Origin of the sequence: Rhodococcus sp. 06-1460-1B (assembly GCF_002258475.1) — a bacterium.
In the GTDB taxonomy this organism is placed as follows: domain Bacteria; phylum Actinomycetota; class Actinomycetes; order Mycobacteriales; family Mycobacteriaceae; genus Rhodococcoides; species Rhodococcoides fascians.
On the sequence record NZ_NOYS01000006.1, the window covers coordinates 372,049 to 398,583 of the forward strand.

23 protein-coding genes and 1 tRNA gene are annotated in these 26,535 nt (G+C 66.3%); 8 read left to right on the forward strand and 16 right to left on the reverse strand.

Annotated elements, in window-relative coordinates; translation table 11 throughout:
- Nucleotides 1-105: 105 nt before the first annotated feature.
- Complete coding sequence (locus tag CH268_RS03780) at nt 106-1,308, forward strand: ATP-binding protein (RefSeq protein WP_032367752.1); 1,203 nt, start codon at nt 106-108, stop codon at nt 1,306-1,308.
- A 10-nt stretch (nt 1,309-1,318) separates the two neighbouring features.
- On the opposite strand, the gene CH268_RS03785 is transcribed toward CH268_RS03780, so the two are convergent.
- The gene (locus CH268_RS03785) at nt 1,319-2,500 is read right to left on the reverse strand and encodes an alkane 1-monooxygenase (protein ID WP_094662242.1); all 1,182 of its coding nucleotides are present in this window, start codon (nt 2,498-2,500) and stop codon (nt 1,319-1,321) included.
- Between the two features lie 167 nt (nt 2,501-2,667).
- Here CH268_RS03785 and CH268_RS03790 point away from each other — a divergent pair, with 167 nt between their 5' ends.
- Together CH268_RS03790 and CH268_RS03795 are read left to right on the forward strand one after the other, a co-directional pair.
- Complete coding sequence (locus CH268_RS03790; protein ID WP_094662240.1) at nt 2,668-3,534, forward strand: alpha/beta hydrolase; 867 nt, start codon at nt 2,668-2,670, stop codon at nt 3,532-3,534.
- 30 nt (nt 3,535-3,564) lie between these two features.
- Entirely contained in the window at nt 3,565-4,413 is an 849-nt protein-coding gene (locus CH268_RS03795) for a patatin-like phospholipase family protein (protein WP_094662238.1), read from the forward strand.
- A gap of 16 nt (nt 4,414-4,429) precedes the next feature.
- On the opposite strand, the gene CH268_RS03800 is transcribed toward CH268_RS03795, so the two are convergent.
- Nucleotides 4,430-5,338 (reverse strand): amidohydrolase family protein, encoded by a 909-nt coding sequence (locus CH268_RS03800; RefSeq protein ID WP_094662236.1) that lies wholly within the window; start codon nt 5,336-5,338, stop codon nt 4,430-4,432.
- The gene (locus CH268_RS03805; RefSeq protein WP_048318810.1) at nt 5,325-6,011 is read right to left on the reverse strand and encodes a dienelactone hydrolase family protein; all 687 of its coding nucleotides are present in this window, start codon (nt 6,009-6,011) and stop codon (nt 5,325-5,327) included. Before CH268_RS03805 ends, CH268_RS03800 begins: the two co-directional genes overlap by 14 nt.
- A gap of 106 nt (nt 6,012-6,117) precedes the next feature.
- Here CH268_RS03805 and CH268_RS03810 point away from each other — a divergent pair, with 106 nt between their 5' ends.
- Nucleotides 6,118-7,095: an NADPH:quinone oxidoreductase family protein gene (locus CH268_RS03810; RefSeq protein WP_094662234.1), complete on the forward strand. Its 978-nt coding sequence runs from the start codon at nt 6,118-6,120 to the stop codon at nt 7,093-7,095.
- A gap of 21 nt (nt 7,096-7,116) precedes the next feature.
- Here CH268_RS03810 and CH268_RS03815 read toward each other — a convergent pair whose 3' ends face one another.
- Both CH268_RS03815 and CH268_RS03820 read right to left on the reverse strand, forming a co-directional pair.
- A complete protein-coding gene (locus tag CH268_RS03815; protein WP_094662232.1) occupies nt 7,117-8,472 on the reverse strand; it encodes an ABC1 kinase family protein in 1,356 nt (451 codons plus the stop codon).
- Nucleotides 8,469-9,032, reverse strand: coding sequence for a TetR/AcrR family transcriptional regulator (locus CH268_RS03820; RefSeq protein WP_176457823.1), 564 nt, complete (start codon nt 9,030-9,032; stop codon nt 8,469-8,471). The genes CH268_RS03815 and CH268_RS03820 overlap by 4 nt, the downstream gene beginning before the upstream one ends.
- A gap of 103 nt (nt 9,033-9,135) precedes the next feature.
- On the opposite strand from CH268_RS03820, the gene CH268_RS03825 reads away from it, so the two are divergent.
- Nucleotides 9,136-9,753 (forward strand): DUF998 domain-containing protein, encoded by a 618-nt coding sequence (locus CH268_RS03825; RefSeq protein ID WP_176457822.1) that lies wholly within the window; start codon nt 9,136-9,138, stop codon nt 9,751-9,753.
- On the opposite strand, the gene CH268_RS03830 is transcribed toward CH268_RS03825, so the two are convergent.
- On the reverse strand, nt 9,736-10,515 hold the full coding sequence (locus CH268_RS03830) for an enoyl-CoA hydratase/isomerase family protein (RefSeq protein ID WP_027495198.1): 780 nt from the start codon (nt 10,513-10,515) through the stop codon (nt 9,736-9,738). The genes CH268_RS03825 and CH268_RS03830 overlap by 18 nt on opposite strands.
- A gap of 72 nt (nt 10,516-10,587) precedes the next feature.
- On the opposite strand from CH268_RS03830, the gene CH268_RS03835 reads away from it, so the two are divergent.
- A tRNA-Met gene (locus CH268_RS03835) sits at nt 10,588-10,661 on the forward strand.
- Nucleotides 10,662-10,733: 72 nt separating this feature from the next.
- Here the strand turns inward: CH268_RS03835 and CH268_RS03840 are convergent.
- The 5 genes from CH268_RS03840 to CH268_RS03860 all read right to left on the reverse strand — a co-directional run bounded on the left by CH268_RS03840 (nt 10,734) and on the right by CH268_RS03860 (nt 18,503).
- The gene (locus CH268_RS03840; RefSeq protein ID WP_094662228.1) at nt 10,734-11,372 is read right to left on the reverse strand and encodes an LON peptidase substrate-binding domain-containing protein; all 639 of its coding nucleotides are present in this window, start codon (nt 11,370-11,372) and stop codon (nt 10,734-10,736) included.
- Nucleotides 11,369-12,298 carry an alpha/beta fold hydrolase gene (locus CH268_RS03845; RefSeq protein WP_027495200.1) on the reverse strand — a complete coding sequence of 310 codons (930 nt, stop codon included), beginning with the start codon at nt 12,296-12,298 and terminating at the stop codon, nt 11,369-11,371. Before CH268_RS03845 ends, CH268_RS03840 begins: the two co-directional genes overlap by 4 nt.
- A gap of 111 nt (nt 12,299-12,409) precedes the next feature.
- Nucleotides 12,410-14,995, reverse strand: coding sequence for an alpha/beta fold hydrolase (locus CH268_RS03850; RefSeq protein WP_094662226.1), 2,586 nt, complete (start codon nt 14,993-14,995; stop codon nt 12,410-12,412).
- Nucleotides 14,996-15,177: 182 nt separating this feature from the next.
- Complete coding sequence (locus tag CH268_RS03855; RefSeq protein ID WP_094662435.1) at nt 15,178-17,700, reverse strand: ABC transporter permease; 2,523 nt, start codon at nt 17,698-17,700, stop codon at nt 15,178-15,180.
- A 68-nt stretch (nt 17,701-17,768) separates the two neighbouring features.
- Nucleotides 17,769-18,503 carry an ABC transporter ATP-binding protein gene (locus CH268_RS03860; RefSeq protein ID WP_032367760.1) on the reverse strand — a complete coding sequence of 245 codons (735 nt, stop codon included), beginning with the start codon at nt 18,501-18,503 and terminating at the stop codon, nt 17,769-17,771.
- Nucleotides 18,504-18,578: 75 nt separating this feature from the next.
- Between CH268_RS03860 and CH268_RS03865 the strand changes: the two genes are divergently transcribed.
- Nucleotides 18,579-19,343, forward strand: a complete 765-nt coding sequence (locus tag CH268_RS03865; protein ID WP_027495204.1) for a deoxyribonuclease IV — start codon at nt 18,579-18,581, stop codon at nt 19,341-19,343.
- Between the two features lie 12 nt (nt 19,344-19,355).
- On the opposite strand, the gene CH268_RS03870 is transcribed toward CH268_RS03865, so the two are convergent.
- The 5 genes from CH268_RS03870 to CH268_RS03890 all read right to left on the reverse strand — a co-directional run bounded on the left by CH268_RS03870 (nt 19,356) and on the right by CH268_RS03890 (nt 23,958).
- Nucleotides 19,356-20,051 (reverse strand): hypothetical protein, encoded by a 696-nt coding sequence (locus tag CH268_RS03870; RefSeq protein WP_141215075.1) that lies wholly within the window; start codon nt 20,049-20,051, stop codon nt 19,356-19,358.
- 56 nt (nt 20,052-20,107) lie between these two features.
- The gene (locus CH268_RS03875; protein WP_045841731.1) at nt 20,108-20,632 is read right to left on the reverse strand and encodes a DUF309 domain-containing protein; all 525 of its coding nucleotides are present in this window, start codon (nt 20,630-20,632) and stop codon (nt 20,108-20,110) included.
- 54 nt (nt 20,633-20,686) lie between these two features.
- Nucleotides 20,687-21,919, reverse strand: coding sequence for a multidrug effflux MFS transporter (locus CH268_RS03880; protein ID WP_027495206.1), 1,233 nt, complete (start codon nt 21,917-21,919; stop codon nt 20,687-20,689).
- Nucleotides 21,920-22,018: 99 nt separating this feature from the next.
- A complete protein-coding gene (locus CH268_RS03885; protein ID WP_094662222.1) occupies nt 22,019-22,963 on the reverse strand; it encodes an aldo/keto reductase in 945 nt (314 codons plus the stop codon).
- 50 nt (nt 22,964-23,013) lie between these two features.
- Complete coding sequence (locus tag CH268_RS03890; protein WP_048318792.1) at nt 23,014-23,958, reverse strand: DNA-3-methyladenine glycosylase family protein; 945 nt, start codon at nt 23,956-23,958, stop codon at nt 23,014-23,016.
- Nucleotides 23,959-24,064: 106 nt separating this feature from the next.
- Between CH268_RS03890 and CH268_RS03895 the strand changes: the two genes are divergently transcribed.
- Entirely contained in the window at nt 24,065-26,530 is a 2,466-nt protein-coding gene (locus CH268_RS03895) for a LuxR C-terminal-related transcriptional regulator (protein ID WP_094662220.1), read from the forward strand.
- Nucleotides 26,531-26,535: the final 5 nt, after the last annotated feature.

Here is a 26,535-nt window from a genome sequence, read left to right on the forward strand (position 1 = left end):
GTAGCCCCGGCCTCGGGCGTCCCGCAAGTATCGAACGAATACGGATCTCTAGGACACGAGCTAGATGTCCGCATATATCGCACGATTCGTTGTAACTTTGGCCCCATGGACCCCGTGCGTAACCCTTACGCTCCCGGCGCAGGCCAGCGCCCACCCGAGCTCGCCGGTCGAAAGAAGCAGCTCGACGCCTTCGACGTCGTGCTCGAACGCATCACCCGCGGCCGACCGGAACGCAGCGTCGTGCTCACTGGGCTGCGCGGCGTCGGCAAGACGGTGCTGCTCAACCACCTCCGATCCGCGGCCATCGCGCGCGGCTGGGGCACCGGCAAGATCGAGGCTCGCCCCGACCAGGAACTGCGCCGGCCCCTGTCGTCGGCGCTGCACATGGCGGTACGCGGCATCGCGGCCTCGCATCGAGACCCCGAACGCGTCGACGAGTTTCTCGGCGTCCTCAAGGCCTTCGCGCTGCGCGCCACCGCGGACAAGGGGATGCGCGAGCGGTGGCAGCCGGGCATCGACGTCCCGGCCAAGACCGGCCGCGCCGATTCCGGCGACATCGAGATCGACCTCGTCGAACTGCTGCTCGACGCTTCCGCACTGGCCGGGGACGTGGGTGTGGGTATCGCCATCTTCATCGACGAGATGCAGGACCTCGGGCCCGCTGACATCTCCGCACTGTGCGCGGCCTGCCACGAACTCAGTCAGGACACCGCGCCGCTGATCATCGTCGGGGCCGGACTACCGCACCTACCGGCTGTGTTGTCGGCATCCAAGAGTTACTCCGAGCGCCTGTTCAGCTACCACCGAATCGGCAGGCTCGAGCGTGCCGCAGCAGACCTCGCGTTGATCGCGCCGGCCGACCGCGAGGACGTCGAATTCACCCCCGAGGCACTCGACGCGCTCTACGCAGCCGCCGATGGCTACCCCTACTTCGTGCAGGCCTACGGCAAAGCGACCTGGGATCTCGCCGCCGACAGCCCGATTTCCGCCGAGGACGTGCGTGTTGCCGCTCCGACAGCGGAGGAGGAATTGGCGGTCGGATTCTTCGGTTCGCGCTACGAACGCGCGACGCCCGCCGAACGCGAATACATGCGCGCGATGGCCGAACTGTCGGTGGACGACGGTTCGGTGCCGACTTCGGCCGTGGCCACCGAGCTCAAACGCAAGCCGGCATCACTGTCGCCTGCCCGCGACGGCTTGATCAAGAAGGGCCTGATCTACTCGGCCGAGCGCGGCACGATCGCGTTCACGGTGCCGCATTTCGGGCGCTACCTGAGAGCGCAAACCGACGAGCCCGCCGCGGTCTGAGGCGTCGACGCTACGACTGCGCTCGCGCCCCGGTCAGCTTCTCGAGGCGGCGGACCGCGGTGCGATCGGTGCGGTCGACGTTGACGAGGCTCGGGTCGCCGTCGTAGAAGTCCATCAGGCGCTGATCCATCACCTTGCGCCACAAGGGCGGAACCATCGCGCAAAAGATCATCACCGCGTATCCGGCCGGGAGTTGCGGGGACTCGTCGACGGTTCGTAGTGCTTGGTAGCGGCGCACCGGATTCGCGTGATGATCGCTGTGGCGCTGCAGGTGGTACAGAAATAGATTGCTCCACAGGTGATCGCTGTTCCAGCTGTCCCGGTGCGAGGGCTTGGCGTAGCGACCGTCCGGACGCCTGGTGCGCATCAGGCCGTAGTGCTCGAGGTAGTTGGCAGCCTCGTACAGGACGATGGCGATGGCGGCCTGAATCAGTAGGTACGGCAACACGATCCAACCGAACACTGCGATCAGTGCCCCGAACAGAACGATGCTCATCGCGGCCGCATTGAAAAGGTTGTTGCGCAGCGTCCACGGTGACGAGCCCGACCGTGCGAGTCGACGGGTTTCGAGATCCCAGGCCGAATGCAGACCGTGGATCATCGTGCGTGGCAGAAACTTCCAGAACGATTCACCGAATTTCGCCGACGCCGGATCCTCTGGGGTGGCGACGCGCAGATGGTGGCCGTGGTTGTGCTCGACGTAGAAGTGGCCGTACAGCGTCTGCGCCAGAGTGACTTTGGAGAGCCACCGCTCGACGTTCTCGCGCTTGTGCCCCAGTTCGTGCGCGGCATTGATGCCGACGCCGCCGACGACGCCCACAGTGACGGCCAGACCGATCCTCTCCGGTGTGCCGAGTGGGCCGTGGGCCCACAGGTAACACGCGGCCACCAGGCCGGCGTACTGCAGCGGGAGGAAGAGGTAGACGCACCACCGGTAGTATTTGTCCTTGTCGAGTGCTGCGAGAGCCTCGTCGGGTGGATTGCTGCGATCGACGCCCGCGAACTTGTCGACCAGGGGCAGCGCGATGCCCATGATCATCAGCCCGAGTGCCCAGAATGCGCCGGGTCCGAGGAGTGTCACCAAGCCCCACGCCAGGAACGGGCTCAGCGGAATCGTCAGGCCGAGCGGCCAGAGATAACGCTTGGGATCGCGCCACGTCGGCGAGGCCCCTGCGGCGTCCTTGTCGGGCATGCGTGAACTCACTCCTGATCTTCGAGGCTGCCCACGCGGTACGAGGGGGTGCGGTGGTGGTCTGTCACAAGTACATCGCCACGCCTCTGAGGATAGTTACCTAGACGAATCTGTGGGGTTCGAGCGATGGGCCGTCGAAGGCGTCGCGGTCCTTGTACGGTGACCGAATGCAGCATGTCGAGTCGTCGTTCGCCGGGGTACACGGAACTCGTATCGTCTACGACGTCTGGACCCCGGACGTCGCCGCCGATAATTCGCCTACCGGCGTTCTGGTGCTGGCCCACGGCCTGGCCGAGCACGCAGGTCGGTACCGACACGTGATCGAGCGGCTCGGCTCGCTCGGCCTCGTCGTCTACGCACCCGACCACCGCGGGCACGGGCGATCCGGCGGCAAACGAGTCTCTTTGGCGAAGTGGTCGGACTTCACCGACGACCTGCACACACTCTTCGGCATCGCGGCGGAGCAGCACCCCGGCAGCCGCACCTTCCTCCTCGGACACAGCATGGGCGGTGCCATCGCACTGTCCTACGCCCTGGACCATCAGGGTGATCTGGACGCACTGATGCTGTCCGGGCCTGCGGTCAACCCGTCCGTGGGCCAGCCGAAAGCGTTGGTCGCGGTGGGTGCAGTCCTCGGCAGGTTCGTGCCGTCGCTGCCGGTGCTGAAACTCGACCCCCACGACGTCTCCCGCGACAAGGCCGTCGTCGACGCCTATGTCGCCGATCCGCTGGGCTATCACGGCAGCGTCACGGCCGGGCTCGCGGCAGCACTGTTGCAGGAGAGTCGTACGTATCCCGCCAGATTGCCGTCGCTGACCATTCCGGTGTTGCTGCAGCACGGAACCGCGGACCGGTTGGCCGATGTCTCGGGCAGCGAGCTGATCGTCGAACTGGCGGGATCCGAGGACCTGACCTTGAAAACCTACGACGGGTTGTTCCACGAAGTCTTCAACGAGCCGGAGCAGGAACGCGTGCTCGACGACCTGATCACGTGGTTACGTCCGCGGGTCGGCGGCGGGGCTGTAAGTTCCTGACGGGTCCAGCGGAAGAACGGGGTTACGACCATGGCCAGACGAGCGCTCGTATTGGGCGGCGGCGGTGTAGCGGGCATTGCGTGGCAGACAGGCGTCCTTCTGGGACTGGCCGAGGCCGGGGCCGATGTCAGCGACGCCGAGATGTTGCTCGGAACGTCGGCCGGTTCTTCGGTGGCCGCTCAGATCTCGAGCGGCACCCCGGTGTCGGAGTTCTTCGAGCGTCAGGCGGACGAGTCGAAGCAGGACAACGAGCCACACGCCGAGGCCACCATCGACGAGCTCGTCACCATGTTGGCCCGAGCAGCCCAGAACTCGGACGGCAGTGCGCTGGACACCCGCAGGCGCATCGGTGCCGAAGCTCTGGCGACATCGACGATCAGCGAACGGGAACGACGAGCCATCATCGCCCGCCGACTGACGAAGCACTCGTGGCCCGACCGTGATCTGCGGATCGTCACCGTGGACGCCCTGACAGGGCGCCATCGAGTACTGGACCGGGGATCGGGCGTCGAGCTCATCGACGCCGTGGCCGCGAGCTGCGCGATCCCGGGCATGTGGCCGCCGGTGACGATCGGCGATCACCGCTACGTCGACGGCGGTATCCGTGCGAGCGAGAACGCCGATCTGGCGGTGGGTTTCGAGAAGGTGCTGGTGCTCAAGGTCGGTGCACTCGACCTGGAAGGCGACCCCTTCGAGGTCGAACGGGGAAAATTGGTCAAGGGCGGCTCGAAGGTGGAAGTGATCGTTCCCGACGCGGCTTCGTCGGCTGCGATCGGACCCGACCCCACCGACATCGCCGTGCGCGCAGCGGCGGCAACAGCGGGCCGGGCGCAGGGCACCGCCATCGCCGAGCGTATCGCCGAATTCTGGGTGGGCTGAGACCCGCGAACGGGACTCAGCCGAACAGGGCCGCGCCGTTGCTCCAGCACACGGCGCGAACCCACTCGTCGCCGAGTCCGAGACGGCTCACCGCCTGCAGCGCGTCCAGGTAGGGGTACGGGATGTTCGGGAAGTCGCTCCCGAACAGAATGCGATCCTGCAGGTCCAGCAGCCGCGGCATCTCGTGCCGGGGAAACGGCGCAGCGGCTTCGGAGAAATCCGTGAAGGCCATGGTGGTGTCCAGGCGTACGTTCTCGTATCGATCGGCCAGATCGAGAAAGTCGATGTACTCGGGCATGCCCATGTGCGCGACGATCAGCGGTAGCGTCGGAAACCGCTGCAGCAGTGCGGCGATCGGCTCGGGGCCGGTATACGAGCCGGGTGCCGGTCCGGAGCCGCAGTGGATGACCACCGGAATCTGCGCATCCGAAATGGTGCCCCAGACGCCGTCGAGCAGCGGGTCGTTGGGCGAGTAGTTCCCGACCTGGATGTGCGACTTGAAGATTCGGGTTCCGTTCGTCACCGCCTGCTCGACGTACTGCGTGGCTCCGTCCTCGGGATAGAACGTCGCAGTCTGCAGGCAATCGGGGGTGCGGGCCGCGAAGTCGGCACCCCAGGAGTTCAGCCAGGCTGCCATCGCAGGTTTGTGCGGGTAGATCATCGACGTGAATCGCTGCACGCCGAACCCTCGAATCACCTGCAGCCGCCGGTCTTCGGCGAAGCGGTACGAGATGGGCCAGACGCTGCCCGTCAGCGGGCCTGCGCTGTCGAAGTAGCTCCATACCTTGTCCATCACGTTCTTCGGCATGAAGTGCGTGTGGACGTCGAACAGACCGGGCAACGCCAGCTCGGTCCAGAACGCGACGATGCGTTCGGTCTCCTCCGCGAGTTCGGCGTCGGAGCGAGGGTGCTCAGCGTGCGACATGCGCGTCGAACCACTCGAGGGTCTTGGTCCACGCGTCGCCTGCGGCTGCGGCATCGAACACGGCAGGGCGGTCGTCGCAGTGAAAGCCGTGCTTGCCGTGGGGGTATCGGGTGATCTCGGTGCCGACCGGTGCCGTGGCGGTGATCTCCCGCAGTGTCTCGACGTCCTGGAACGGAATGCCCTCGTCCAGATCTCCGAAGAAGCCGTGCCACGGTGTCTGGAGGGCGTCGCCCACCGAGGCCATCGCGGGATAACCGAAGCGGCCCTTCGTGATTCCGCCACCGTAGAACGTGGCGGCCGCACCGAGTTGCCGTCGAACCGCGGTATGGAAGGCCACGGTCCCGCCCATGCAGAAACCGACGATCGCGATGGACGAGGGCTCGAACCCCAGTTCGGCCAGCGCACTCGCCGCCGCGTCCACGTCGGAGTCCACCTCGTCCGCCTCGAGTTTCCCGATGGCCGCCATGGCGGAATCCATGTCCGAGTAGTCGAGCACGCTCACACCCTCCTGCCGGTGGAACAGATGCGGAGCCACGGCTACCCAGCCTGCGGCCGCGACCCGATTGCAGACGTCGACGATGTGGTCGGTGACCCCGAAGGCTTCTTGGATGACGATGACGCCGCCGCGGGCGGTGCCGTCGGGCGAGACGACGGTGAGGGGAGTGGTGTTCACCCCTCGATTGGAGCACATCACCAGGAGTGGATGCCGGTAGCGGCGGTGAGTACGGCAGTTTTGTACCGTGGCAGGCAGGGAACGATCCCGACCGAGAGGACACTTCATGCGCGCGGTACAGATCTCCAGTCTCGATGGACCCGATTCGGTGACCGTTGCCGATATCGACGAACCCACCGCGCGTGATGGGTCGGTGGTCATCGAGGTCAGGGCCGCGGGCGTCGCGTTCCCCGACGCGTTGCTCACCCGTGGGCTGTACCAGTACAAGCCCGAGTTGCCGTTCGTTCCGGGCAGCGAGATCGCCGGCATCGTGCGGTCGGCTCCGGCGGATTCCGGCTTCTCGGCCGGAGACCGCGTGGCAGCGTTGACGGGGCTCAGTGACGGTATGGCAGAGGTCGCCGTCGTCTCGCCCGACACGGTGTTCGCGTTGCCCGAGTCCGTGTCGCTCACTGCGGGCGCGGGCTTGCTGTTCAACGATCTGACGGTGCACTTCGCGTTGCGCGAGCGCGGCCGCTTGGCGCAGGGCGAGACGGTGTTGGTGCACGGCGCGGCGGGCGGGATCGGAACCTCCGCTCTGCGAATGGCTCCGGTGCTCGGGGCAGCACGGGTGATCGCAGTGGTGAGCTCGGAAGCAAAGGCAGACATCGCGCGAGCCGCCGGAGCCACCGACGTCGTACTGGTCGACGGCTGGAAGGACGCGGTCAAGGAGCTGACCGGTGGCCGTGGCGTCGACGTGGTCGTCGATCCGGTGGGCGGTGACCGATTCACCGACAGTATCCGTTCGCTCGCGCCGTCGGGCCGAATCCTGGTGCTGGGCTTCACCGGTGGCGAGATCCCGACCGTCAAGGTCAACCGGTTGCTGTTGAACAACGTCGATGTCGTCGGCGTCGGGTGGGGTGCGTGGTGGATGACGCGCCCCGGCTACCTGGCCACTCAGTGGGCCGAGATCGAACCGCTGCTCGCGGACAGTTCGCTCGTGGCTCCCGAGCCGTCCGTCTTCCCCGTCTCCGACGCGGCAGCAGCGATCGCCTCGCTCGAAAACCGAACGGCAGCAGGCAAAGTGGTACTCGACTTCAGTCTGTGATCGGGTGCGCGGGCTGCCGGATCACTCCGGCAGCTCGATGCCCCGTGCCTCGGACAGCGCTGCGATCTCGGCGGGAAAGACGTTCTTGAACACGAACGGGTCGGTGCCCAACGCCCAGTTCGGTGCGAGTTCGATGGCATACCTCTCGAAGTAGCCGAGCTGCTTGGCCACCAGGATCAGTTCCTCGGGACTGGACGTCTTGTACTGCTTGCCCATGCCGACCAACGCCCGGATGAAATCCGCCAGGCTGAAGTGGGCGAGGGTGGTCGAGAGCATCGGCGCGAACACCGACTGCAGAATCGCGCCGACCTCGGCGTCCGAACCCATCTGCGGAGCAACGATTCCCAGACGTTTGACGGTACCGGCGAGGCGGGTGAAGTCGCCGTCGATCACCGTGGCGTGGAAGAGGTCGAGCAACAACGCGCGCCACTGCTCGTCCACCTCGCCCATGACGCCGAAGTCGAGAAAGGCCACTCTGCCGTCGTCGAGCACCCAGACGTTTCCCGCGTGCACGTCGCCGTGGAACAGGCCGTGCAGTACCAGGGCCTCCATCCAGACCTTGGCGGCACGGCGAACGATCAGCTCCGATTGCTCACCGGGCCGGTACCGGTCCAGCGGCGAGCCGTGCATGCGTTCCATGCAGATCACGCGTCCACCGCAGTAGTCGAGAAACACCTCGGGTGCGGTGACGTGCTTGTTGTCGCCGAATGCCCCGATTGCACTGCGAAAGCTGTGCTGGCGCTTGGCTTCCACTGCGCTGTCGAGTTCTGCGAACGTCGCGGCGTGCAGGTCGACGATGATGGCCGACGCGTTGGCCGTGGCGAAGAACGGAATGAACTTCTCGAGACCGCGCGCGATGAGATACGCGATTCGCAGGTCGATCTTCATGCGGTGGTAGATGCCTCGCCGCTGCACCTTCATAACCACTTCGCGGCCGTCGTCGCGGCGCACGCACAGGTGTACCTGGGCGACCGAGGCAGACGAGAGAGGTACGTCGTCGAACGAGGAGAACAACTCCTCGACGCTCCGGCCCAGGTCTGCCTCGATCACCGCGCGGGCCTGCGACCCGGGAAACGGCGGCACCTCGTCCAGGCATCGCAGACAGGTGTCGGCGAGGACCTTGGGAAACAGTCCGGGCGACGAACCCATCAGTTGCCCCACCTTGACGAAGGTGGGGCCGAGCACGAAGAACGCGTCGACGACGGCCTTGGAGGCGTGAACCGGCCAGCCGCGCCGCGGCGCACGAACCCAGCGGCCGATGGCGACGAACTGAAAGTACGTCAGCACCGACCCGATCACGATCAGTCGCAACAACTCTCGTATCCCGAAGGTCTTCAGCTCGGGTGCCGGCTTGGGCGTCGTGTCGTCAGGTGTCATGCGTGCACTCCCGCCGACACGCGTGCGGCCGAGGCTTCGAGTCGGCCCAGCACCCGGTCGAATCGTGTGGCATCGTCGAATGCCCTCGCCAGCACCAACGCCCCCTGGATCCCGGCGACGATCTCTTCGGCCAGTTCGGCCGCCGCGTCGCCGTGTCCGAGCCGCTGCAGCACCGGAGTGAGTGCCTCGATCCACTGGGTGAAATGCGCGGCGACACGGCTGGAGAAGGTGGCACGCTCGAGCCCGAGCGTGAACGCGCCGAACAGGCACACCAGGCGATTGGACCGAAAATAGCGGGCGGTCTGCTCGAACATGTCGTGGGTCGTCGACGCCGCGTCGTCTCCGTGCCGCAGCGGCTCGAAGACGTTGTGGTGGAACCACAGCTCGACGTCGTCGAGGACTGCCTCGGCCATTTCCTGCTTTCCCCGCGGAAAGTAGTGGTAGAGACTGCCTTTGCCGAGTCCAGTGCATCTGCTGATGACCGCGAGGGACGACCCGTCGAACCCGTGGTCGCGGAACACTCCTGCGAGTATCGGCACCACGTCGTGGCGATCGCTCATGAGCCGGTACTGTACCAATCGGTACAAGCCCGGTGCATCGGGGTGGCCGGGAGTGGAGCCTGCGGAATGACCCATCGGGTAGAGCGCGGTGAATACTGCAGTCGTGAAGAGAACTACCGTCCTGGCCGCTGGAGCCTTTCTTGCCGGCGGGGTGACCTACCTCGCTGCCGAAGCGATTTCGGCGCTGGGCTGGACCGACCGACCGTACAGCTACGCGCGCAACAACATCAGTGACCTCGGGATTCCGGACATCTCACCGTGGCACCCGGTGATGAACACCGGCTTCGTGGTCGACGGCACGCTGTTCGTTCTTGCCGGCCTCGGATTGTCGGTGTTGTTCGAGGGTCGAGCGCGCTGGATCGTGCTGGGCACGTCGGTCGTGCACGGCGTCGGCAGCATCGTGGTCGGGCTCGCGCATGCTTCGGTCGACGGAGCATCGACTCCCCATGCAGCGGGCGCGGGTATGGCGATCATCGGTGGAAACCTGGTGCTCCTGGCTGCAGGCCGGTACGGCGGACGCGTCGGCGCACCTCGCTGGTACACGACGGCCAGCGCGGTCGCCGGTGTCGCGGGGCTGGCCGGTTTCGCATTGTTTCTCGCCGATACCGGCATCCTCGGCGGTGGAGCGTTCGAGCGGATTTCCGTCTACACCATCATCGGATGGGAGATCGTCACCGGTGCAGCACTTCTCGCGCGGGCCCGGCTATCGAAAGTTCGGTGATTCCTTGGCGAGGAAGGCCCGTACGCCCTCTCGGCCGTCGGCCGACTCGAAGGCTTCCTCGAACACCGGCAGTGCGCGTCGTGCCGGTTCGTGTGGTGACTGCCCGAACGTGAGCGCGAGAGCTCGTTTGTTCGCGTGCACGGCCGAGCGGGACTTCGCGGCCAGCACGTGTGCCAGGTCCAGTGCCATCGACAAGGACCCACCGCGTGGAGCCACCCTGTTGATCAGACCCCATTCCAGAGCGGTCTCGGCAGAGATGGGCTCGCCGAGCAACACCAGTTCGGCTGCGCGCGACTGACCCACCCGCCGCAACGCACGCATGGTCCCGCCACTGCTGGGGACGAGCCCCAGATCGATCTCGGGCAAGCCGAGGCGGGCACCCGCGTCGGCGACGACGAGATCGCAGCACAGCGCCATCTCGAGCCCACCGCCCAGGGCGAAGCCGTCGATCGCTGCGACCGTCGGGAGCGGTAGGTCGGCCAGTAATTCGAGGGTCGCGTTCTCGACATTGCTCTTGCGTTCGAGGACGTCGCCTGCCGCCTGCATCGCGGGCATTTCGGAGATGTCCGAACCGGCACTGAACACCCGGTCGCCGGTGAGCACGACGGCCCGGACGGAGGAGTTGTCGGCCAGCTCGCGAAGCATCGCCCGCAGACGTCGCGTCGCAGGCTGGGTCAAGGCGTTCACCGGAGGGTTGCTCAGCGTGATCTGTGCGACCGCCTGGTGTGGAAAAGACAGGACGGGTGACGACTCGGTGGGCATAGAAGAACCGTAGAGCGTTGACCTGGCGATTGGGAGTCTGCCACGACGGCATGTACCGTGGGTATCACCCGACGCGGGGTGGAGCAGCTCGGTAGCTCGCTGGGCTCATAACCCAGAGGTCGCAGGTTCAAATCCTGTCCCCGCTACTACGAAGATCAGGTCCGGCACCGATGGTGCCGGGCCTGATTTCTTTTCTGGGTTCGCCGGGCTGGCTCCGGTCAGGGCTGAAGTCTGAATTGCACGACGGCCGTGACGTTTTCGATCGCGTCGTCGAGTGCCTTCAAGCGCGACGGGGCGTCCGGTGCCGACAGGATGTCGAGTCGGTCGGACTGGCCCATCGGGATCAACGAGGCCAGTGACCAGATCTTCTCGACGGCCGAAATCGGGAGGCTCAGAAAATCCGGAACGCCCGGCGTCAGGATGTCCCCGGAGGATTCGAGCCGACCGATCAGCTCGTACAGATCCTCGACCTTGGTCCAGGTAGCGGCGAATTGCGTGTCGGCGATGACGGCATCGACGTCTGCGTCGGGCCATGCGCGGACGTCGGCCAGTGGGTAGGGGTCGTCCGGGAGCCACGCGTCGATGCGGATCCGCTCACCGCCGACGCATTCGAGCAGATACCTGCCGTCTCCGATGGCCTCGTGACCGATGATGTGGGCGATCGTCGCCACGTCGTGTCGGACGTCGCCGCCGCCTGCCTCGTGCCCCCGGGCAATGAGAACGACGCCGAAACGGGGATCGTCCATCTTGAGACAGTCCTGTACCAGTGCCTGGTATCGAGGCTCGAAGATGTGCAACGGGAGACGTTCGCCCGGCAGCAACACGCTGCCGAGCGGGAACATCGGGATGACGCTCACGGGCGCTGCAGCGGCATGGCTGCCGGGGTGATCTCCGTCGGCGCGCTGTGGTCCGCGTCGCTCGAGTCGGTGTGGTTGGCGGCCAAGAACTCGTCCAGTAGCCGGAAGAAGAAGTCCGGCTCGTCGAGCTGCGGGAAGTGGCCGGCGTCGGGAAAGATCTCGACGCGACTGTTGGGTACCTCGCGTCGGATGTTGTCCGCATGCTTGGCGGGAATCATGCGGTCCTTGCCGCCCCAGATCAGCAGCGAGGGAATGGACTCGAACTTCTCGAAATGCTGCTTGGCGCTGACGGTTTGGCCGCGAGGACCCACGACGGCCCGCGTCGACGCCAGAAATGCCTCCCGCGTCGACCGGTCTGCGACCGATCGGAACGAGCGCCACGTCTCGGCCATGCTGGGGCCGGGCTCTACCGGAACCCCCCACTTGCCCAGTCGAGCCAGCACACCTTCGGTGTTCCTGCGGAACCAATCCGAGGCCAACATCGGAAGCACCAGTTCGCTGCCGGGTAGCGTCGCGGCTTTGAGTAGCAGGCTGACCTCCGGGCCGAGCCCGCCGCTGCTGACCAGCACGAGGCGATCGACCCGTTCGGGAAAGAGGTACGTCATCTGCATGACGATGCCGCCGCCGAGCGAGTGGCCGACCAGTGGTGCCGAGTCGATGTTGAGGTACTCCATCAGGTCGCGGATGGTGGCCGCGTGCGAACTGAGTGAATAGTCGCCGGACGGTTTGTCGGAGTCACCGTGCCCGAACAGGTCGGGTGCGATGACCCGATACCGGTCCGACAGTCGCTCGATCTGCGGGCCCCAGGACTTGTGCGATCCGAGCAGCCCGTGGACGAGAATCACGGGCGGCCCGTCGCCGATATCGACGTACCGCAAGACGTCCTTGTGTAGTTCCACCGACTGCAGTTCGTACGATGCGCTCATGGTCGACCTCCCTGTCTCGGTTCGGGCCGGTGGCTCGGCTAATTAGCCGTCCGGCACAAACGTACAAGCTGTGCCGCCACCGCGACAGGCCGTCGCGGGTGATATTCCCAGTCAGCGCGCGTTGTCGACGGTGTCGTCGATGATGTCGGCCAGTTCCTTCGCCATCGGTCCGCGCAACATGTTCGCGTGGTGGCCGGTGATATCGACGAACGTCAGCTCGCCGTGAGCGACTGCTCGCCACGACCGGAGGTCCTTGACGTTCTCGGTGGTGCGAACCACAGTCATCGACCCCGACCACGGAGTCGGCACATGCTTGTTCAACGCCACGTACCCGATGCTGGCGAACACCAACCATTCCATGGTCGTCGGATACCGCAGCAGCCCAGCGAATTGCATACGCAGCCACAGCGCGGCCGTACCGACACGGCCCAGATGGAAGCCGGCGTCTTCTCTGGTCGGTGCGGGCGGCGCTGCCGGGACAGACGTACCCCCGGGAAGCCGGTCCAGGAGATGACGGAACAGCCGGGTGTCGAGAAGTAACAGATGCGGGGTACCGACGCCGGAATCTCTGATCTTCTCTGCCATCGCGATGGCGATCCAGCCGCCGAGCGAGTGGCCGACAAGATGGAACGGGCCGTCGGGGGCCACCGTGCGGATCGCGTCGACATACCGTGCCGCAGTGGCTCTGATGGTCCGGTCCGGTCGCCCGCGTGTGCCTCGGCCGTGTGCCTGCAGGGCATAGACGGGACGGTCGGCGTCGAGGTGCTTGACCAGATCGAGAAACGCCATCGCGCCCACACCGGCACCACCGATCAGGAAGATCGGAGCTCCGGTACCCCCGGTGCGCAGCGGGACCAGAACGTCGTGGACACCGGACGAGCGCCGACGTGCGGCGGCGGTGTCGCGAAGCCGAGCGTCGACGGTGGTCGCCAGCGTTCGCACGGTGGTCGACGCGAACACGTCCTGCGGATCGAGGTCGATCTTCAGGTTCTCGCGCAAGTGGGCGAGCATCGCCGTCATGGTCAGCGAGTTGCCACCGAGTTCGAGGAAATCCTCGTCCCGCCCGATGGCGTCCAGTCCGAGTGCAGTGCGAGCGGCCTCCGCGACGATGTATTCGGTGGGGCCGACCGCGGTGCGTTCGACGCGTCGGTCGGACGGCTCGGGCAGTGCTCTGCGGTCGATCTTGCCGCGTTCGTTGCGGGGCATGGCGTCGAGCGCAACGATGTGGGTGGGCACCATCCATTCCGGCAGGGTTCGGCGCAGGGCTGCCCTGATGTCGGCCTGGCTCGCCCGGACGGTGCGGTCGGAGCAGATGTACGCGACGAGGTCGGTATCGGCACCGGATCTCCTGCCGATCACCACGGCATCGTCGATGTTCGGCAGCGCGCGCAGTGCTGCCTCCACCTCGGCCGGTTCGACGAGGTAGCCGCGTACCTTGACTGCGTCGTCGATGCGCCCGGCGAGCTGCAATGTTCCGTCCTGATCGAACCGGCCCAGGTCGCCGGTGCGGTAGCGGAACAGGCCGTCGCCGAGGGCGGCGAATTTCTCCGAGTCCACGCCGACATCCTCGAGATAGCCGTCGGCCAGGCACGCCGACGTGACGCGCACCTCGCCGATGACGTCGGGTTCGCACGGGGAGCCATCGGCAGCAACGACCTCGACGAGCTTTCCCGCGACGGGTGTGCCCGCGGGCAGAAAGCCGGACGGTAGCGCACGGTCGAGGGGGTACTCGCTGAACGCGACGGCCCCGGCCTCGGTGGTCGCGTACCAATTGACGAGTGTGGCGCGGTTGTCGGAAGCCAGGCGGAAGCGGCGGGCGTCGTCGGCGTGCAGTGATTCTCCGTAGGTGGTGACGACGCGCAGCGTGGGTACGGTGACTTGGCCCGCAACGGCGCGCAGTAGCGACGACGAGCAGTGCAACGTAGTCAGCGAGTGGTCCGCTACCCACTCTGCGATGCTGCCGACCGTGCCGGATCGAGGGTCACGGCAGTGAACGGTGGCACCGCTGAGCAGCCCGGCGAACAGAGTGTTCAGGCCCGCGCCGAAACTGACGGGAAGGGCATCGCCGACGCGATCGTGGGTGCCCAACCCCAGCGCGGTCGATACCTCGTACGCCTTGGTCAGGCACATGCGATGACTGAGTACGACGCCTTTGGGCGTACCGGTGGACCCGGACGTGAAGTTGATCACCGCGGTGTGGCCGCCCGAGACCGTCGGCAGCGGTACGCAGGAATCGACCGCTGCGTCGACGGTCATCGAATCGAGGGTCGAGGCCTTGGCCTGTTCGACGATGCGGTCGCGGCGCTCGCGGGGGAGTTGCGGATCCAGCGGAACCAATGGGTGGCCTGCAGCGATGACGGCCAGCATCAGCACGATCGAGTCGACCGACGCGTCCGCCTCGACGGCGAGGGGCCGGTGATCGGACGGGCGCAGGGCAGCGATCTTGCGTGCCTGCGAATACACGCGATGCAGCAACTCGTCGAAGGTCAGGGACGTCCCTGCCGCGTGCAACGCGGCCGCGTCCGGCATGGCGTGCGCTACCTCGCGGTAGCGCGCCATCAGCGTGTCGCGGCCGTCGGGACGACACAGCGGGGCGAGCGCGGATCGTGCCGGTACAGGTCCCGTCGACACAGCTCGGCTCGACACAGATACCGTCGGCACAGATCGGGTCGGCGCGTACGCGTCCTGAATCGTCATGATTCTCCTTGCACGAGCCCGACCCACGAGGTAAAGGTTCGTTTGCGGTACCCAAACCTACTTGAAGACTGTTTTACCACCCCTAAAGTAGACGCGGGCCGTCTTTCCGCGCAAGCCGAAAACCGGACATTTCGTAACGAACGGGTGTCGTTACGAAATGCCCGGTGTCGGGGCGACCCTGATCAGAGGTCGGCTATCGCCTCCAGCGGTTTGGTGCGCGCGGCCCGAACGGCAGGCCACAGAGCAGCCAGCACTCCGACCACCGCGGACCCGAGAAGCATTGCGACGACCTGCCCCCAGGGCACCGTCATGGCACCCAGGCCCTCGTCGCGCAGGGTCTGGACGAAGCCCCACCCGAAGGCGATGCCGAGGGCGACGCCGACGATGGCACCGAACAGGGCGATGAGCAGCGACTCGAGGTAGATGATGCGCCGCACCTGCGGTCGCTGCATTCCTATCGCCCTGAGCATGCCGATCTCGCGTCGGCGTTCGACGACCGACAGGGCGAGGGTGTTGACGATGCCCAGCACTGCGATGACCACGGCCAGGGCGAGCAGTCCGTACAGCACCGCGAGCAGTGTGTCGATCTGCTGGCCTTGGCTGCCCTTGAACTCTTCGACGTCCTGTACCTGCACCACCACGGACGGTTTGGTCGCAGCCTCGAGGTCGGTGCGCAGCGTACCGAGGTCGGTTCCGGGCGCGGCTTTGACGAGGACCAGCAGATCCGACCGCGTGATGGACGGCGTCACCTTCTCGTAGATGTCGCCCGAGACGATCCAACTGCCGATCAGTGGGTTGTCGGTGAACACACCGGTGACGGTGACGGGAACCGAAGCTCCGTCGACGGAGTCGAACACGACCTGGGTGCCGATGTCCCAGCCCTTGGTGGACGCTTCGGTCTCGGACACCGAGAAGCCGTTGCTCTCGAGGTCTGCGGTGCCCCGAACCATGGACAGGTCGAGCAGTCCTTCCGGGGAGCCGTCGATGGCAGCGCCGAATTCTTCTTCTCCGGCGATCGTGACGAACACCGGATGCAGCACAGCGGTGCGTTCCACCCCGCGGACCTGTTGTGCGGCTGCCGTTGCTCCGGCCGGCACACCGATCGACTGTGGACCGGACAGGATGTAGTCGGCTTCGACGCCGGTGTCGACGAGCGAATCGACACTCGCCTTCGCCGTCGACCCGAGTACCCCGATGACGGTGACGAGCATGAGGCCGAGCATCAACGCGAATGCGGTGGCTGCCGTGCGGCGCGGATTGCGCACCGAGTTGGTTCTGGCCAAGCGGCCGATGGCACCGAACGGTCGGGTGAGGACGGCCCCGAGTGCTCCCACGACGGGCCGTGACAACGACGGTGCGGCCAGGGCCGTGGCCACGATCGCCGCCACCGCGCCGACGCCGACGGTTGCTGCGGCAGCGCCGCCGGTCGACTGAGCGCCGATGACTATCGCTGCCGCTCCGGCAATACCCAGTCCGACGCCGATGAACGTCCGGGTTCGCAGGGTGTCGCCGGCGGACGCGAATTCCTCGCGCATTGCGGCCACCGGTGGAATCTTGGCGGCTCGCCGCGCCGGTGCGTAGGCGCTGAGGACGGTGACGATGATGCCCACCGCGAAGGCGACGACGACGGTGCGTGGTTCGAGGGCGAGTGGGCCCGACGGCAACCCGAGGTCGAAGGCATTGAGCAGAGCGCGCAATCCGTACGCAAGTCCCACGCCGCCGGCGAACCCCAGCACACTTCCTATGACGCCGACGACGACCGCTTCGAGTACGACCGAGCGACTGACCTGCCCACGGCTGGCTCCGATGGCGCGAAGCAGCGCCAGTTCGCGTACCCGCTGAGCGACGATCATCGAGAACGTGTTGTAGATGATGAACGTGCCGACGAGCAGTGCAATGGCACCGAACGCGAGCAGGAAGTACGTGATGAACGACAGTGCCGACTCGACCTCGGCCTTGGTTTCGGCCTGGACGTCGGCAGCGGTCTGCACTTTCAGATCCGGGAACGCGGCGGCGATCTCGTCCCTGAGGTCGCTCTGCGTCTTGCCCTGTGCGGCGAGATCGTTGCCCGCGACGTCGATGTACTGCACGTGCGCACCGTCGGTGAACAACTCGTTCGCCTGGCTCTGCACAAACTGAATCCCGATGAAACCACCGGATTCTGTTGCAGTGGAATAGATTCCGGAGATCGTGATGTCGGTGATCCCCTTGGACGGCACGAGTACCTGGGTCGCGTCGCCCACCTTCAGGCCCGCTCGATCGGCGCCACCTGCGTTGATCGCGACCTGGCCGGGCGCGGTGGGGGCCGAGCCGGAGACGAATGTCGCCGGATCGCCGAGCCGCTGCTCGTCCGGCAGGTAGGACTCGCCGATCGTCGGTGCTCCGCCGGATTGCACTGCGGCACCGTCTTTACCCAGCAGAACGAGTTGTCCTCCTGCATACGGAGAGACAGCACGCACGCCGGGAAGCGCCGAGATGGCGGCGATGTCCTCGTTGGGTACTCCGCTCGATCGCGCATCCTCGGGGGCGACTCGAACGTCGGCTCCCTGTGCGGTGTCGGCGAACAGTGACGAGAACGTGCGCTGCAGCGTGTCGGTGAAGACGAACGAGCCTGCGACGAAAGCGGTTCCGAGTACGACGGACAGAACTGTCAGTGCCAGCCGAACCTTGTGGGCGGCAAGGTTTCGCAGCGACACCTTACGCATGGGGTTGCCCGACGCGGCCCGCGTCGGGGCCTTGTCGGGATTCGATTTCTTGGCGACCGAGTGCGACATCAGTGGACCGTTTCCAGCTTCTTCATGCGCTCGAGGACGGCGTCGGCGGTGGGCGACGCCAGTTGATCGATGACAGCTCCGTCGGCCAGGAACACGACGCGGTCGGCGTAACTGGCCGCTCGTGGGTCGTGGGTGACGATGACGACGGTCTGATCGAATTCGTCTGCGGCCGTGCGCAGAATCGACAGCACCTCACCGGACGAACGAGAGTCCAGGTTGCCCGTCGGCTCGTCGCCGAACACGATGTCGGGTCGACCGGCCAGTGCACGAGCGCACGCCACGCGCTGTTGCTGCCCACCCGAGAGTTCGCTCGGGCGATGGCCCAGGCGGTCGCGCAGTCCCAGTCGGTCGACGACGGTATCGAGCCAGCCCTGATCCGGGGTGCGTCCGGCGATGTCGAGCGGCAGAGTGATGTTCTCGAGTGCGGTCAGGGTGGGCACCAGATTGAAGGCCTGGAACACGAAACCGATTCGGTCCCTTCGTAACCCGGTCATCTCCTTGTCGGACAGCGCCGTCAGCTCGGTGTCGCCGATCGTGACCGTGCCCGAGGACGCGGTGTCCAACCCGGCCAGGCAATGCATCAGTGTGGATTTGCCCGAGCCGGACGGGCCCATGATCGCGGTGAATTCTCCGCGGGCGAACTCGACGTTCACCCCGGACAGTGCGTGCACCTGGGTGTCGCCAGAACCGTAGACCTTCGATACGTCGACCGCACGTGCGGCAATGTCGCTCATGGGTGCCAGTGTTTCAGTGTTCGGGCCCGGTCGCTATCAGGGGAGACCCTGAACTCGACCCCTATGATGGGCGTCATGCGCATCGGAGCACATGTCCGCGACAGCAGCGACCCTCTGGGCACGGCCGAGACGCTCGGCGTCGACCTGGTCCAGATGTTTCTGACGGATCCGCAGAAGTGGAACAAGCTCACCCCGCACCCCCAAGGTGAGGCTCTGTTGACCGGAGACGTCGATGTGGTGGTGCACTCGTCCTATGTTCTGAACGTGGCGAGCCTGAACAATCGCATCCGAATCCCGTCCCGCAAGGCGGTCGTCGAACAGGCCGCAGCAGCTGCCGAGATCGGTGCCATCGGTTTGGTGGTGCACGGCGGTCACGTCCGGGAGGGCGAGGACACCGCCAAGGGAATCGACAACTGGCGCAAGCTGTTCGAGCGTCAGGCCGAGCAGGGTGGTTTCGGCGTACCGATCTTCGTCGAGAACACTGCCGGCGGTGACTCGGCGATGGCGAGGCGCTTCGACGACATCGCGCGGTTGTGGGACGCCATCGGGGAGTTCGGTGCCGGTTTCTGTCTCGACACCTGCCATGCGTGGGCCGGCGGCGAAGACCTGATCGACGTGGTCGATCGCATCAAGGCCATCACCGGACGAATCGACCTGGTGCATCTGAACAATTCACGCGACGAGTTCGACTCTGCCCGCGACCGGCACGCGAACCTGGGCACCGGAACCATCGACGCGGACATTCTGACGGCCGTCGCGCTCGCCGCCGATGCACCGGTGATCCTCGAAACTCCGGCCGAGGGAATCGACGACGACGTGAGGCTGCTGAAGAGCCTGTAGTGAATCCGGCTGTTACGAGGGCACTGCCGTCAGCTCGGTGGTCGCTGCGGCCCACAGCCGGACCAGTTCGTCCATTCCCTCGATGCCGGTGGACCAGGTGATTCGGGCCGACACGAGCCCTGATTCCGTCTCGCCGATCGCGATGTCGATGGCGTAGCCGCTGGGCTCGCCATGGCCGGCGTCGGCTTCGGATACATCGTGGCGGAACAGAATCTGCGCTCCCGGGCGGCAGGCCAGCGCGGGGTAGTTCCGGGTCAGCGGGTAGTCGCGGCCACCGTGAGGTGCCGAGTCCAGCCGTCTGCAGACGTCGTCGACGAGGTACGAGGCGCGGGCGGATTCGGTGAGGGCGTCGACCGGAACGGCGGGGAGCCGGACGGGATGGACGAATCCGGTGTCGTCGACGTCGATATCGACCAGGACGCCCGACGACGAGCCGCGGCGGTTGTCTCGCTGCCACGTGGACACCGCAGATCCGAGCGCGGCGAGCAGCCGAGCGTCGAGCCGGTGCGTGTTCGTGGGAACGGACAGCGTGACCATGGTGCGCTCACGGAGTGGAGACGGCGTGACCTGCAGCGGACGTTCGGCCGGGGTCAGGACAGCGACCCAATAGGGAACCTGTTCGGCGACCTCGGTGCAGAAGGTACGTCCGAGCTGAGCTGGGCTGATCGTCTCGCGATGGGCGAGTTTCAGCGGTGCGAACACGGTCACGCCGAGGAACCCCACTTCCGGTGAAGATTGTCCTAGCCTTACCTAATTCCCTCAGGCTAGCTCGAGTCCGGCCGGTGTGCCAGGACGCCCCCGTCCGATCCCGATTCCACCGCCCGGCGCAGTGCGGGAACGCCTGGTGAGGTCGGTAGCGTTCCCGTCTCCAGGTCCTCGAGCAGGTCCTCGGACCAGCCGAGCAGACCCGTCACGTCGATCCGGTGTGGGGGCTCGACCTCGTAACCGATCAGGCGGTCGTGTCCTTGGCGAAGCAACGAAGCGGCACCTACGCGGTTTCCTCGCATCAGGTGCGTCAATCCGACGGCCAGTTGTGCAAGGCCCTGCCACAGCTCGCGTTCGTCCGGGACGCAGCTCTTCCACGTGCCCTCGAGTACCTCGTGGGCGTGAAACGGCATACGTGCGTCCAAGAATCGTTGCGCTTCGGTGAGCGCGGCGTCCGGTGGAAGACGGAGATCGTCGGGAACCCGGGGTGTTCCGGTGCCGCCGCGGGCCAGCGGGCGGCCGAGGCCGTCGCGCGGCCGGGCGTTGAGGGGCTTGCCCTGCGGGTCGCGCTCGCGTTCGGCCATGGCGGTCACCCTAGTGGGGTGACCGCCATGGCCCACACGATGACGCGAGTGAGGTCACCGACGTGCGGACAGGACGGTCACCGACCCGAGTGCGATCAGCGCTGCCGCCGAGGTGGCGACCATCGTCGTCGAGACGGCGATCGCGTCGTTGCCCAGTGCACCGACGATCGGTGCGACGATCGCCCCGAGTCCGAACTGTGCGGCACCGAGTAGTGCAGCTGCGCCGCCTGCCGCTTCACCGTGGCGGGACAGCGCCAGCGCGGGCGCGTTGGGCATGACGAACCCGACGGCCCCGAGTACGAACCACAGCGGGACGACGAACCCAGCCATGCCGCCGACCTCGGTGACCGCCAGGACGACCATGATCGCGCCGGCGACGACGCCGAAGGACAGCGCCGACAGGACGATCTGCACCGGTGCGAAGCGTCCCAACAGCAGGACGTTGAGCTGGGATGCGCCGATCAGAGAGATCGCACCGGCCGCGAAGACGATGGCGAATTGTTGCTCGTCGAGGCCGAACTCCTCCTGCAGGACGAACGACGAACCGGCGACGTACGCGAAGAGTGCCGACATGGCCAGGGCAGCGACCATGACGAGGACGACGAACTGCGTGTCCCGCAGCAGCGATCGGTAGGTCCGTAGAACGGGCATGACGCCACTGGCCCGACGACGCTCGGGCGGCAGGGACTCGCGCAGCGACACGATTGCCAGCGTCATCAACGCCACGCCCATGATCGCCAACGCGGCGAACACGAGCCGCCAGGAACCGACGAGAAGTACCGCACCGCCGAGCGACGGTGCCAGAACCGGAGCGACGCCCATGACGAGCATCAGGCGAGACAGGACGGTCGCGGCGGCGCGCCCGCTGAACAGATCTCGGACGATGGCCATGGCGACCACGGCAGCAGCTGCGGCACCGAGGCCCTGAATCACACGCAGGCCGCCGAGTACGGCGATGTTGGGAGCAACGATGCAGGCGAGCGACGCCAGGATGTGCACTCCGGTGCCCACGATGAGGGGCAGTCGTCGGCCGACGATGTCCGACAGCGGCCCGATGACCAGCTGGCCGAGCGCGAGGCCGACCAACGTACCCGCGAGCGTGAGCTGCACTGCAGACGACGGGGTGTTCAGATCCTCGGCGATGGCAGGAAGCGCCGGCAGGTACATGTCGATGGTCAGTGGACCGAGGGCGATGAGCGCGCCGAGTACGAGGATCACCCGGAGGCGCTCGCGTGACGTCGGCTCGGTTGTGGGAGCCGACGTGCTGCTCTCGCGCGTGTCGGTCACCTGCGCGCTGGTTACGGATGTGTTCGATGCTGGGGCCACCCGAAGGTCAGCAGCGCGGGAGCTGATTCTGTTCCCGTTGCTGACTACAACTTTCGTGTTCTATGCCACCGCGTCGGACAGTCCGGTGAGTGTGTCCACCTCGTGGCTGGTCAGACGCAGTGTCGGCGCGTCGAGCAGAGCCGGTACCTGAGCGAGTGAGCTCGCGCTCGCGATCGGTGCGGTGATGCCCGGTCGAGCGAGCAACCAGGCGAGAGCCACACTCGACAGCTCGGCCGAGCGGGAGTCGGCGATCTCTTGCAGGCCCTGCACCACAGCCAGGCCTGCATCGGAGAAGTAGCCCGTCGTCAGTCGCTCGCGCTGGGTACCGGCCAGATCCTCCCGGGTGCGGTACTTACCCGTCAGGAAGCCGGCGGCGAGGGAGAAGTACGGAAACACCCCGAGGCCGTTGTCGACGGCGAGGGCTTGCAGTTCGCCCTCGTAGTCGCGACGGGCAACGAGGTTGTAGTGCGGTTGCAGTGCGATCGGTGCCGCAAAACCGTTGTCTTTCGCCAGGCCCAGCCATTCGCGGACCCGCGCGGGGGAGTAGTTCGAGATGGCGACGTGCCGAACTTTGCCTGCCCGGACCAGGTCGTCGAACGCGGCCAGGGACTCGACCAACGGCGTCTTGTCGTCGTCGTAGTGCGCGTAGTAGACGTCGATGTGATCGGTCTGCAGCCTGGACAGGGATGCGTCGGCTGCGGCCCGAATGTTGTCGGGTGCCAGACCGCGGAACTCGGGATGCTGGCTCACCTTGGTCGCGAGAACGACGTCGTCGCGGTTGCCGCGGGCTGTCATCCACTTGCCGATGATCGTCTCGGATTCGCCGCCCGAGTTGCCGTCGGCGAATGCCGAGTACGAATCGGCCGTGTCGACGAAATTGCCACCTCCTGCGGTGAACGCGTCCAGGATGTCGAAGGACGTGTCCTCGTCGCTGGTCCAGCCGAAGGTGTTCCCGCCGAGGGCAAGCGGAAAGATATCCAGATCGGACGTGCCGATAGCAACCACGAACTACTCCTTAGGTCGGCGAACAACTCGACTGTACGAGTAGGCCGGGATCAGTGCCAGGTGTGGTCCACCAGCGCGGTCCGTGGCCCGAATTTCGGCTTGGTCGCCTTGCCGCTGAGATACAGGAGCCGAATCGCGCGATGTCGATGTGGTGCCAAGGGCTGCAGATACTCGACCATTTCCGCGTCGTCGATCGGTCTACCCAACAGCGACCAGCCCACCACCGCGGCCAGGTGGTAATCGCCCACCGACAACGCGTCGGGATCCCCCAGGGCGCGCTGAGCGGTCTCGGCCGCGGTCCAGATGCCGACGCCCGGGATCGCGCGCAGCCTGCGTTGCGCATCCTCGGGCGTCATCGTCGACGCCTCCTCCAGACGTCCGGCTGCGCGCGCGGCACGGACGATGGTCTTCGACCGGGCCGGGTCGACGTTGGCGCGGTGGTAGTCCCACGACGGGATGCGTCGCCACACGTCGGCGGTGGGAAACACGAACATCGTCTTCGGTGTCGGGCCCGGTGCGGGGTCGCCGAACTTGCTCACCAGGTACCGCCACGAGCCGAACGCCGAAATGCCGTGTACGCGTTGCTCGATGATCGCCGGTATCAGGGCCTCGAGCACCAGACCGGTCCGGCCGAGGCGTAGGTGCGGAAGTTGTCTGTGTGCCTCGCGCAGGATCGGGTGTTCGGGAGCGAAGCTCGAGGGGTCGTCGTCCCGGCCGAGCAGAGCCGGGGCAGCGTCGAGCAGTTCGTCGGCACCGGGTCCCCAGGCTCGCACCATGACGCTGCTCGGTGAGGCCTGCACCAATCGGTACGTGACCGGGCCGGAAATCATGCGCGACGTCCGCCACACGGCACCGTCCGGCGTGGACTCGTAGGTGGGATCGCCGCGGCCCCGACGCAGCGGTGACAGGGACATTCGGATGTCGACGCGCTGCTCGAAGTCGACGAGGCGGGTGACGCCGTGATCGGTAGGGCCGGAGGAGGCGTTCTCGGTCATCGCTCGGGTCACCTCCGTCGCAGTCGTGGTCGGCCGGTTCAGTGTGTCCCTGCCAGGGCCATATTCAACACCCTTGCGCAGACACGGGTGAAAATATATTGGACGAATGCCCACATCACCGGATCGCGACGCAGTGCTGCGTGAGGGCCGCTCGTGTTTGTCCGCTTCGCCGGAGAACCGGCGGATCCTGGTGATCTCGGGTGCGCGAGGCATCGGCAAGTCCACGGTTGCCAACACCATCGCGGACGAGGCGACAGCGCTGGGTTTCCGGGTGGTGGATCTGCCGTGCCTCGCGTACTCACCCGCGGGGGCGCGTGGCGAGGGACTACTCGACGAGGGGCTGTTGGGCGATCTGGTGGCGGCCGACGCGACGCCGACGCTGCTGGTGATCGACGACCTGCATCTGTTGCCCGCGGGCTCGCGCGACCGACTCGCTCGTGCGGTGAAGACGGCGGTACGTAGCCCGCATGTCCGGTGTATCGCCACGACCGTCGACACCGTCCCGCCGCCGTTGTGGCGGGAGTTCGCCTTCCATCGTGTGCGACCCCTGCCCGACGACGCGGTGCGCGATTTGTTGAACGGCACGGAAACGGCAGTGGCGCAACGACAATCGATCATCGAGTTGTCGCGAGGGAACCCCCTCGTCGCGACCGAACTCGCTCGCGCTGCGCCGATCTGGCACCGGGATCCATCCGTCGGCGGTGCGATGCTCGACCGCGCCCACCTCACCGATACTCTCGCCGACATCGGCGCGTTCGAGGTCGCCGGGCTCGACGAGGAGTCCAGGCGTCAAATTCTCGGCGATGCGTTGCGACACATCGTCTCTCGCGAGCACGGTGGCGACTCCGTGGCCGCCCACCCACATGGCGACACTGTCGCACAACTGTGGATTCTTGCCTCCTCGACCGCCGAGGAGCGCATCTCCGTTCACCTCGAATCGGCTGTCGACACACGGCTGACGCCCGACGAGCGTCTGGTGCATCGAGCACTCGCAGCCCGAGCGCCCGACGCGCGCCTCGTCGCTGCGCTCGACGAGCGGGCGCACGACCTGGCGTCGCAGCATCGCTACCGCCGGGCGGTGGCGTTGCTCTGCCGTGCAGTAGCGCTCGAATCCGATCGTGGACGCGCGCGAGCCCTCGAGGTGCGGGCGGCGTCCATGGCGGCATTCGCCGGCTTCGTCGATCTCGCGGTAGCGATCTTGGACCGTATGCGGTCGGGACATCCCGATGCGGCCCTGTCCGAGACCGTTCCGGCCCGGGCCTTTGCCGGCGTTGCCCGGGGAGGCGACCCCCGTGCTGCGTTCGGCGTCGTCGTGCAGGCTCTCGATCGATTGCCGGATGCGGTCGCCCCGGACGTCGTCGACCAGTTGATCGGTTCGGTTCTGGCGTACAGCGCACTGACGGGTGACAGCGAACTCGTTGCGCAGGCCCTGCAATGGGCGGTCAAATACGAACAGCATCTCGATTCGGTCAACGTGCTCGTCGCGCGGTCTCTCGGCGTCTCGGGTTCGAGAGTGCACGTGAGGGCACTCGACAGCCCGGCGCTGCTGGACGCGGTACGAGCCTCGCTGCGCACCGGAGACCCGTGGAAACCGGTACTGCTGCAGCTGGCGTTGCCCACCCTGCTGTGGGATCCGAACGACAGTTGTCGGCTATCGGACGTGCTGGACGCTGACGCAGCTGGGTTTCCGGCCGCCGAGTCTCTGACCCGGCTGCGGCACCTCGCCGCACTCGCCGCTCGCGGACAGTTCTCTGCGTTCACCGAGGCCGTCTCCTCGGGACTGCCGGATGGCCTCTTCGACGCGCAGGAGGGCCTGCTGAAATCCTCGGTGGCAGCTGTCGCTGGTGGTGAGAAGAGTTGTACCGCAGCCGAATCGGTGGCACTGGGCCGCTTCGACGTCGCCTACGAGCGGATGCGCCGCCGCGATCTCTCGGCGGAGCACTGTTCGATCACTCCGTACGGACCACTCGAAATACTTGACTACGTCGAATCCTGTGTACGGCTGCGGCGGTCGGACGAGGCGCGCACGTATCTCGACCGACTGCGCCGAACCCGGCCCGATTTCTGGGGAGCCCGCCACAGTGCGCTGCTGACTGCAGTCGAAGCGATGCTGGCAGAGGCCGGAGCCGAGGCGCTCTTCGAGGCGAGTCTGCATGAACTACGCACCGCAGGATGGTGTTTCGATGCGCCGCGGGTTGCGCTGGTCTACGGCGAGTGGCTGCGCCGCCACCACCGGGTGATCGAAAGCCGCGGTCGGTTGAGATACGCCGCGGATCTGTTCGCAGAACTGGGTGCACGCACGTGGCTGCGCCGAGCCGAGGACGAACTACGGGCTGCAGGAGCCGGCCCGCACCCGCGTGAGGGTGATGCGGGCTCGGGGTTGACCGGGCAGGAACTGCGCATCGCGTCGCTTGCTGCCGCTGGTCTGACCAACAAGGAGATCGGCGAACAGCTGTATCTCTCGGCTCGAACTGTCGGCGGTCATCTGTACCGAGTGTTTCCCAAATTGCAGATCACCACGCGGTCCGCGCTGCGGGACGCACTCCTTCGTTACGAGGGCGGCGGACGGTGAGTGAG

Bases quoted from the DNA above. Each gene is read 5' to 3' on its own strand.
- CH268_RS03780 (WP_032367752.1), top strand. From the start codon at position 106: ATGGACCCCGTGCGTAACCCTTACGCTCCCGGCGCAGGCCAGCGCCCA.
- CH268_RS03785 (WP_094662242.1), bottom strand. From the start codon at position 2,500: ATGCCCGACAAGGACGCCGCAGGGGCCTCGCCGACGTGGCGCGATCCC.
- CH268_RS03790 (WP_094662240.1), top strand. From the start codon at position 2,668: ATGCAGCATGTCGAGTCGTCGTTCGCCGGGGTACACGGAACTCGTATC.
- CH268_RS03795 (WP_094662238.1), top strand. From the start codon at position 3,565: ATGGCCAGACGAGCGCTCGTATTGGGCGGCGGCGGTGTAGCGGGCATT.
- CH268_RS03800 (WP_094662236.1), bottom strand. From the start codon at position 5,338: ATGTCGCACGCTGAGCACCCTCGCTCCGACGCCGAACTCGCGGAGGAG.
- CH268_RS03810 (WP_094662234.1), top strand. From the start codon at position 6,118: ATGCGCGCGGTACAGATCTCCAGTCTCGATGGACCCGATTCGGTGACC.
- CH268_RS03815 (WP_094662232.1), bottom strand. From the start codon at position 8,472: ATGACACCTGACGACACGACGCCCAAGCCGGCACCCGAGCTGAAGACC.
- CH268_RS03820 (WP_176457823.1), bottom strand. From the start codon at position 9,032: ATGAGCGATCGCCACGACGTGGTGCCGATACTCGCAGGAGTGTTCCGC.
- CH268_RS03830 (WP_027495198.1), bottom strand. From the start codon at position 10,515: ATGCCCACCGAGTCGTCACCCGTCCTGTCTTTTCCACACCAGGCGGTC.
- CH268_RS03845 (WP_027495200.1), bottom strand. From the start codon at position 12,298: ATGAGCGCATCGTACGAACTGCAGTCGGTGGAACTACACAAGGACGTC.
- CH268_RS03850 (WP_094662226.1), bottom strand. From the start codon at position 14,995: ATGACGATTCAGGACGCGTACGCGCCGACCCGATCTGTGCCGACGGTA.
- CH268_RS03855 (WP_094662435.1), bottom strand. From the start codon at position 17,700: ATGCGTAAGGTGTCGCTGCGAAACCTTGCCGCCCACAAGGTTCGGCTG.
- CH268_RS03860 (WP_032367760.1), bottom strand. From the start codon at position 18,503: ATGAGCGACATTGCCGCACGTGCGGTCGACGTATCGAAGGTCTACGGT.
- CH268_RS03865 (WP_027495204.1), top strand. From the start codon at position 18,579: ATGCGCATCGGAGCACATGTCCGCGACAGCAGCGACCCTCTGGGCACG.
- CH268_RS03875 (WP_045841731.1), bottom strand. From the start codon at position 20,632: ATGGCCGAACGCGAGCGCGACCCGCAGGGCAAGCCCCTCAACGCCCGG.
- CH268_RS03890 (WP_048318792.1), bottom strand. From the start codon at position 23,958: ATGACCGAGAACGCCTCCTCCGGCCCTACCGATCACGGCGTCACCCGC.
- CH268_RS03895 (WP_094662220.1), top strand. From the start codon at position 24,065: ATGCCCACATCACCGGATCGCGACGCAGTGCTGCGTGAGGGCCGCTCG.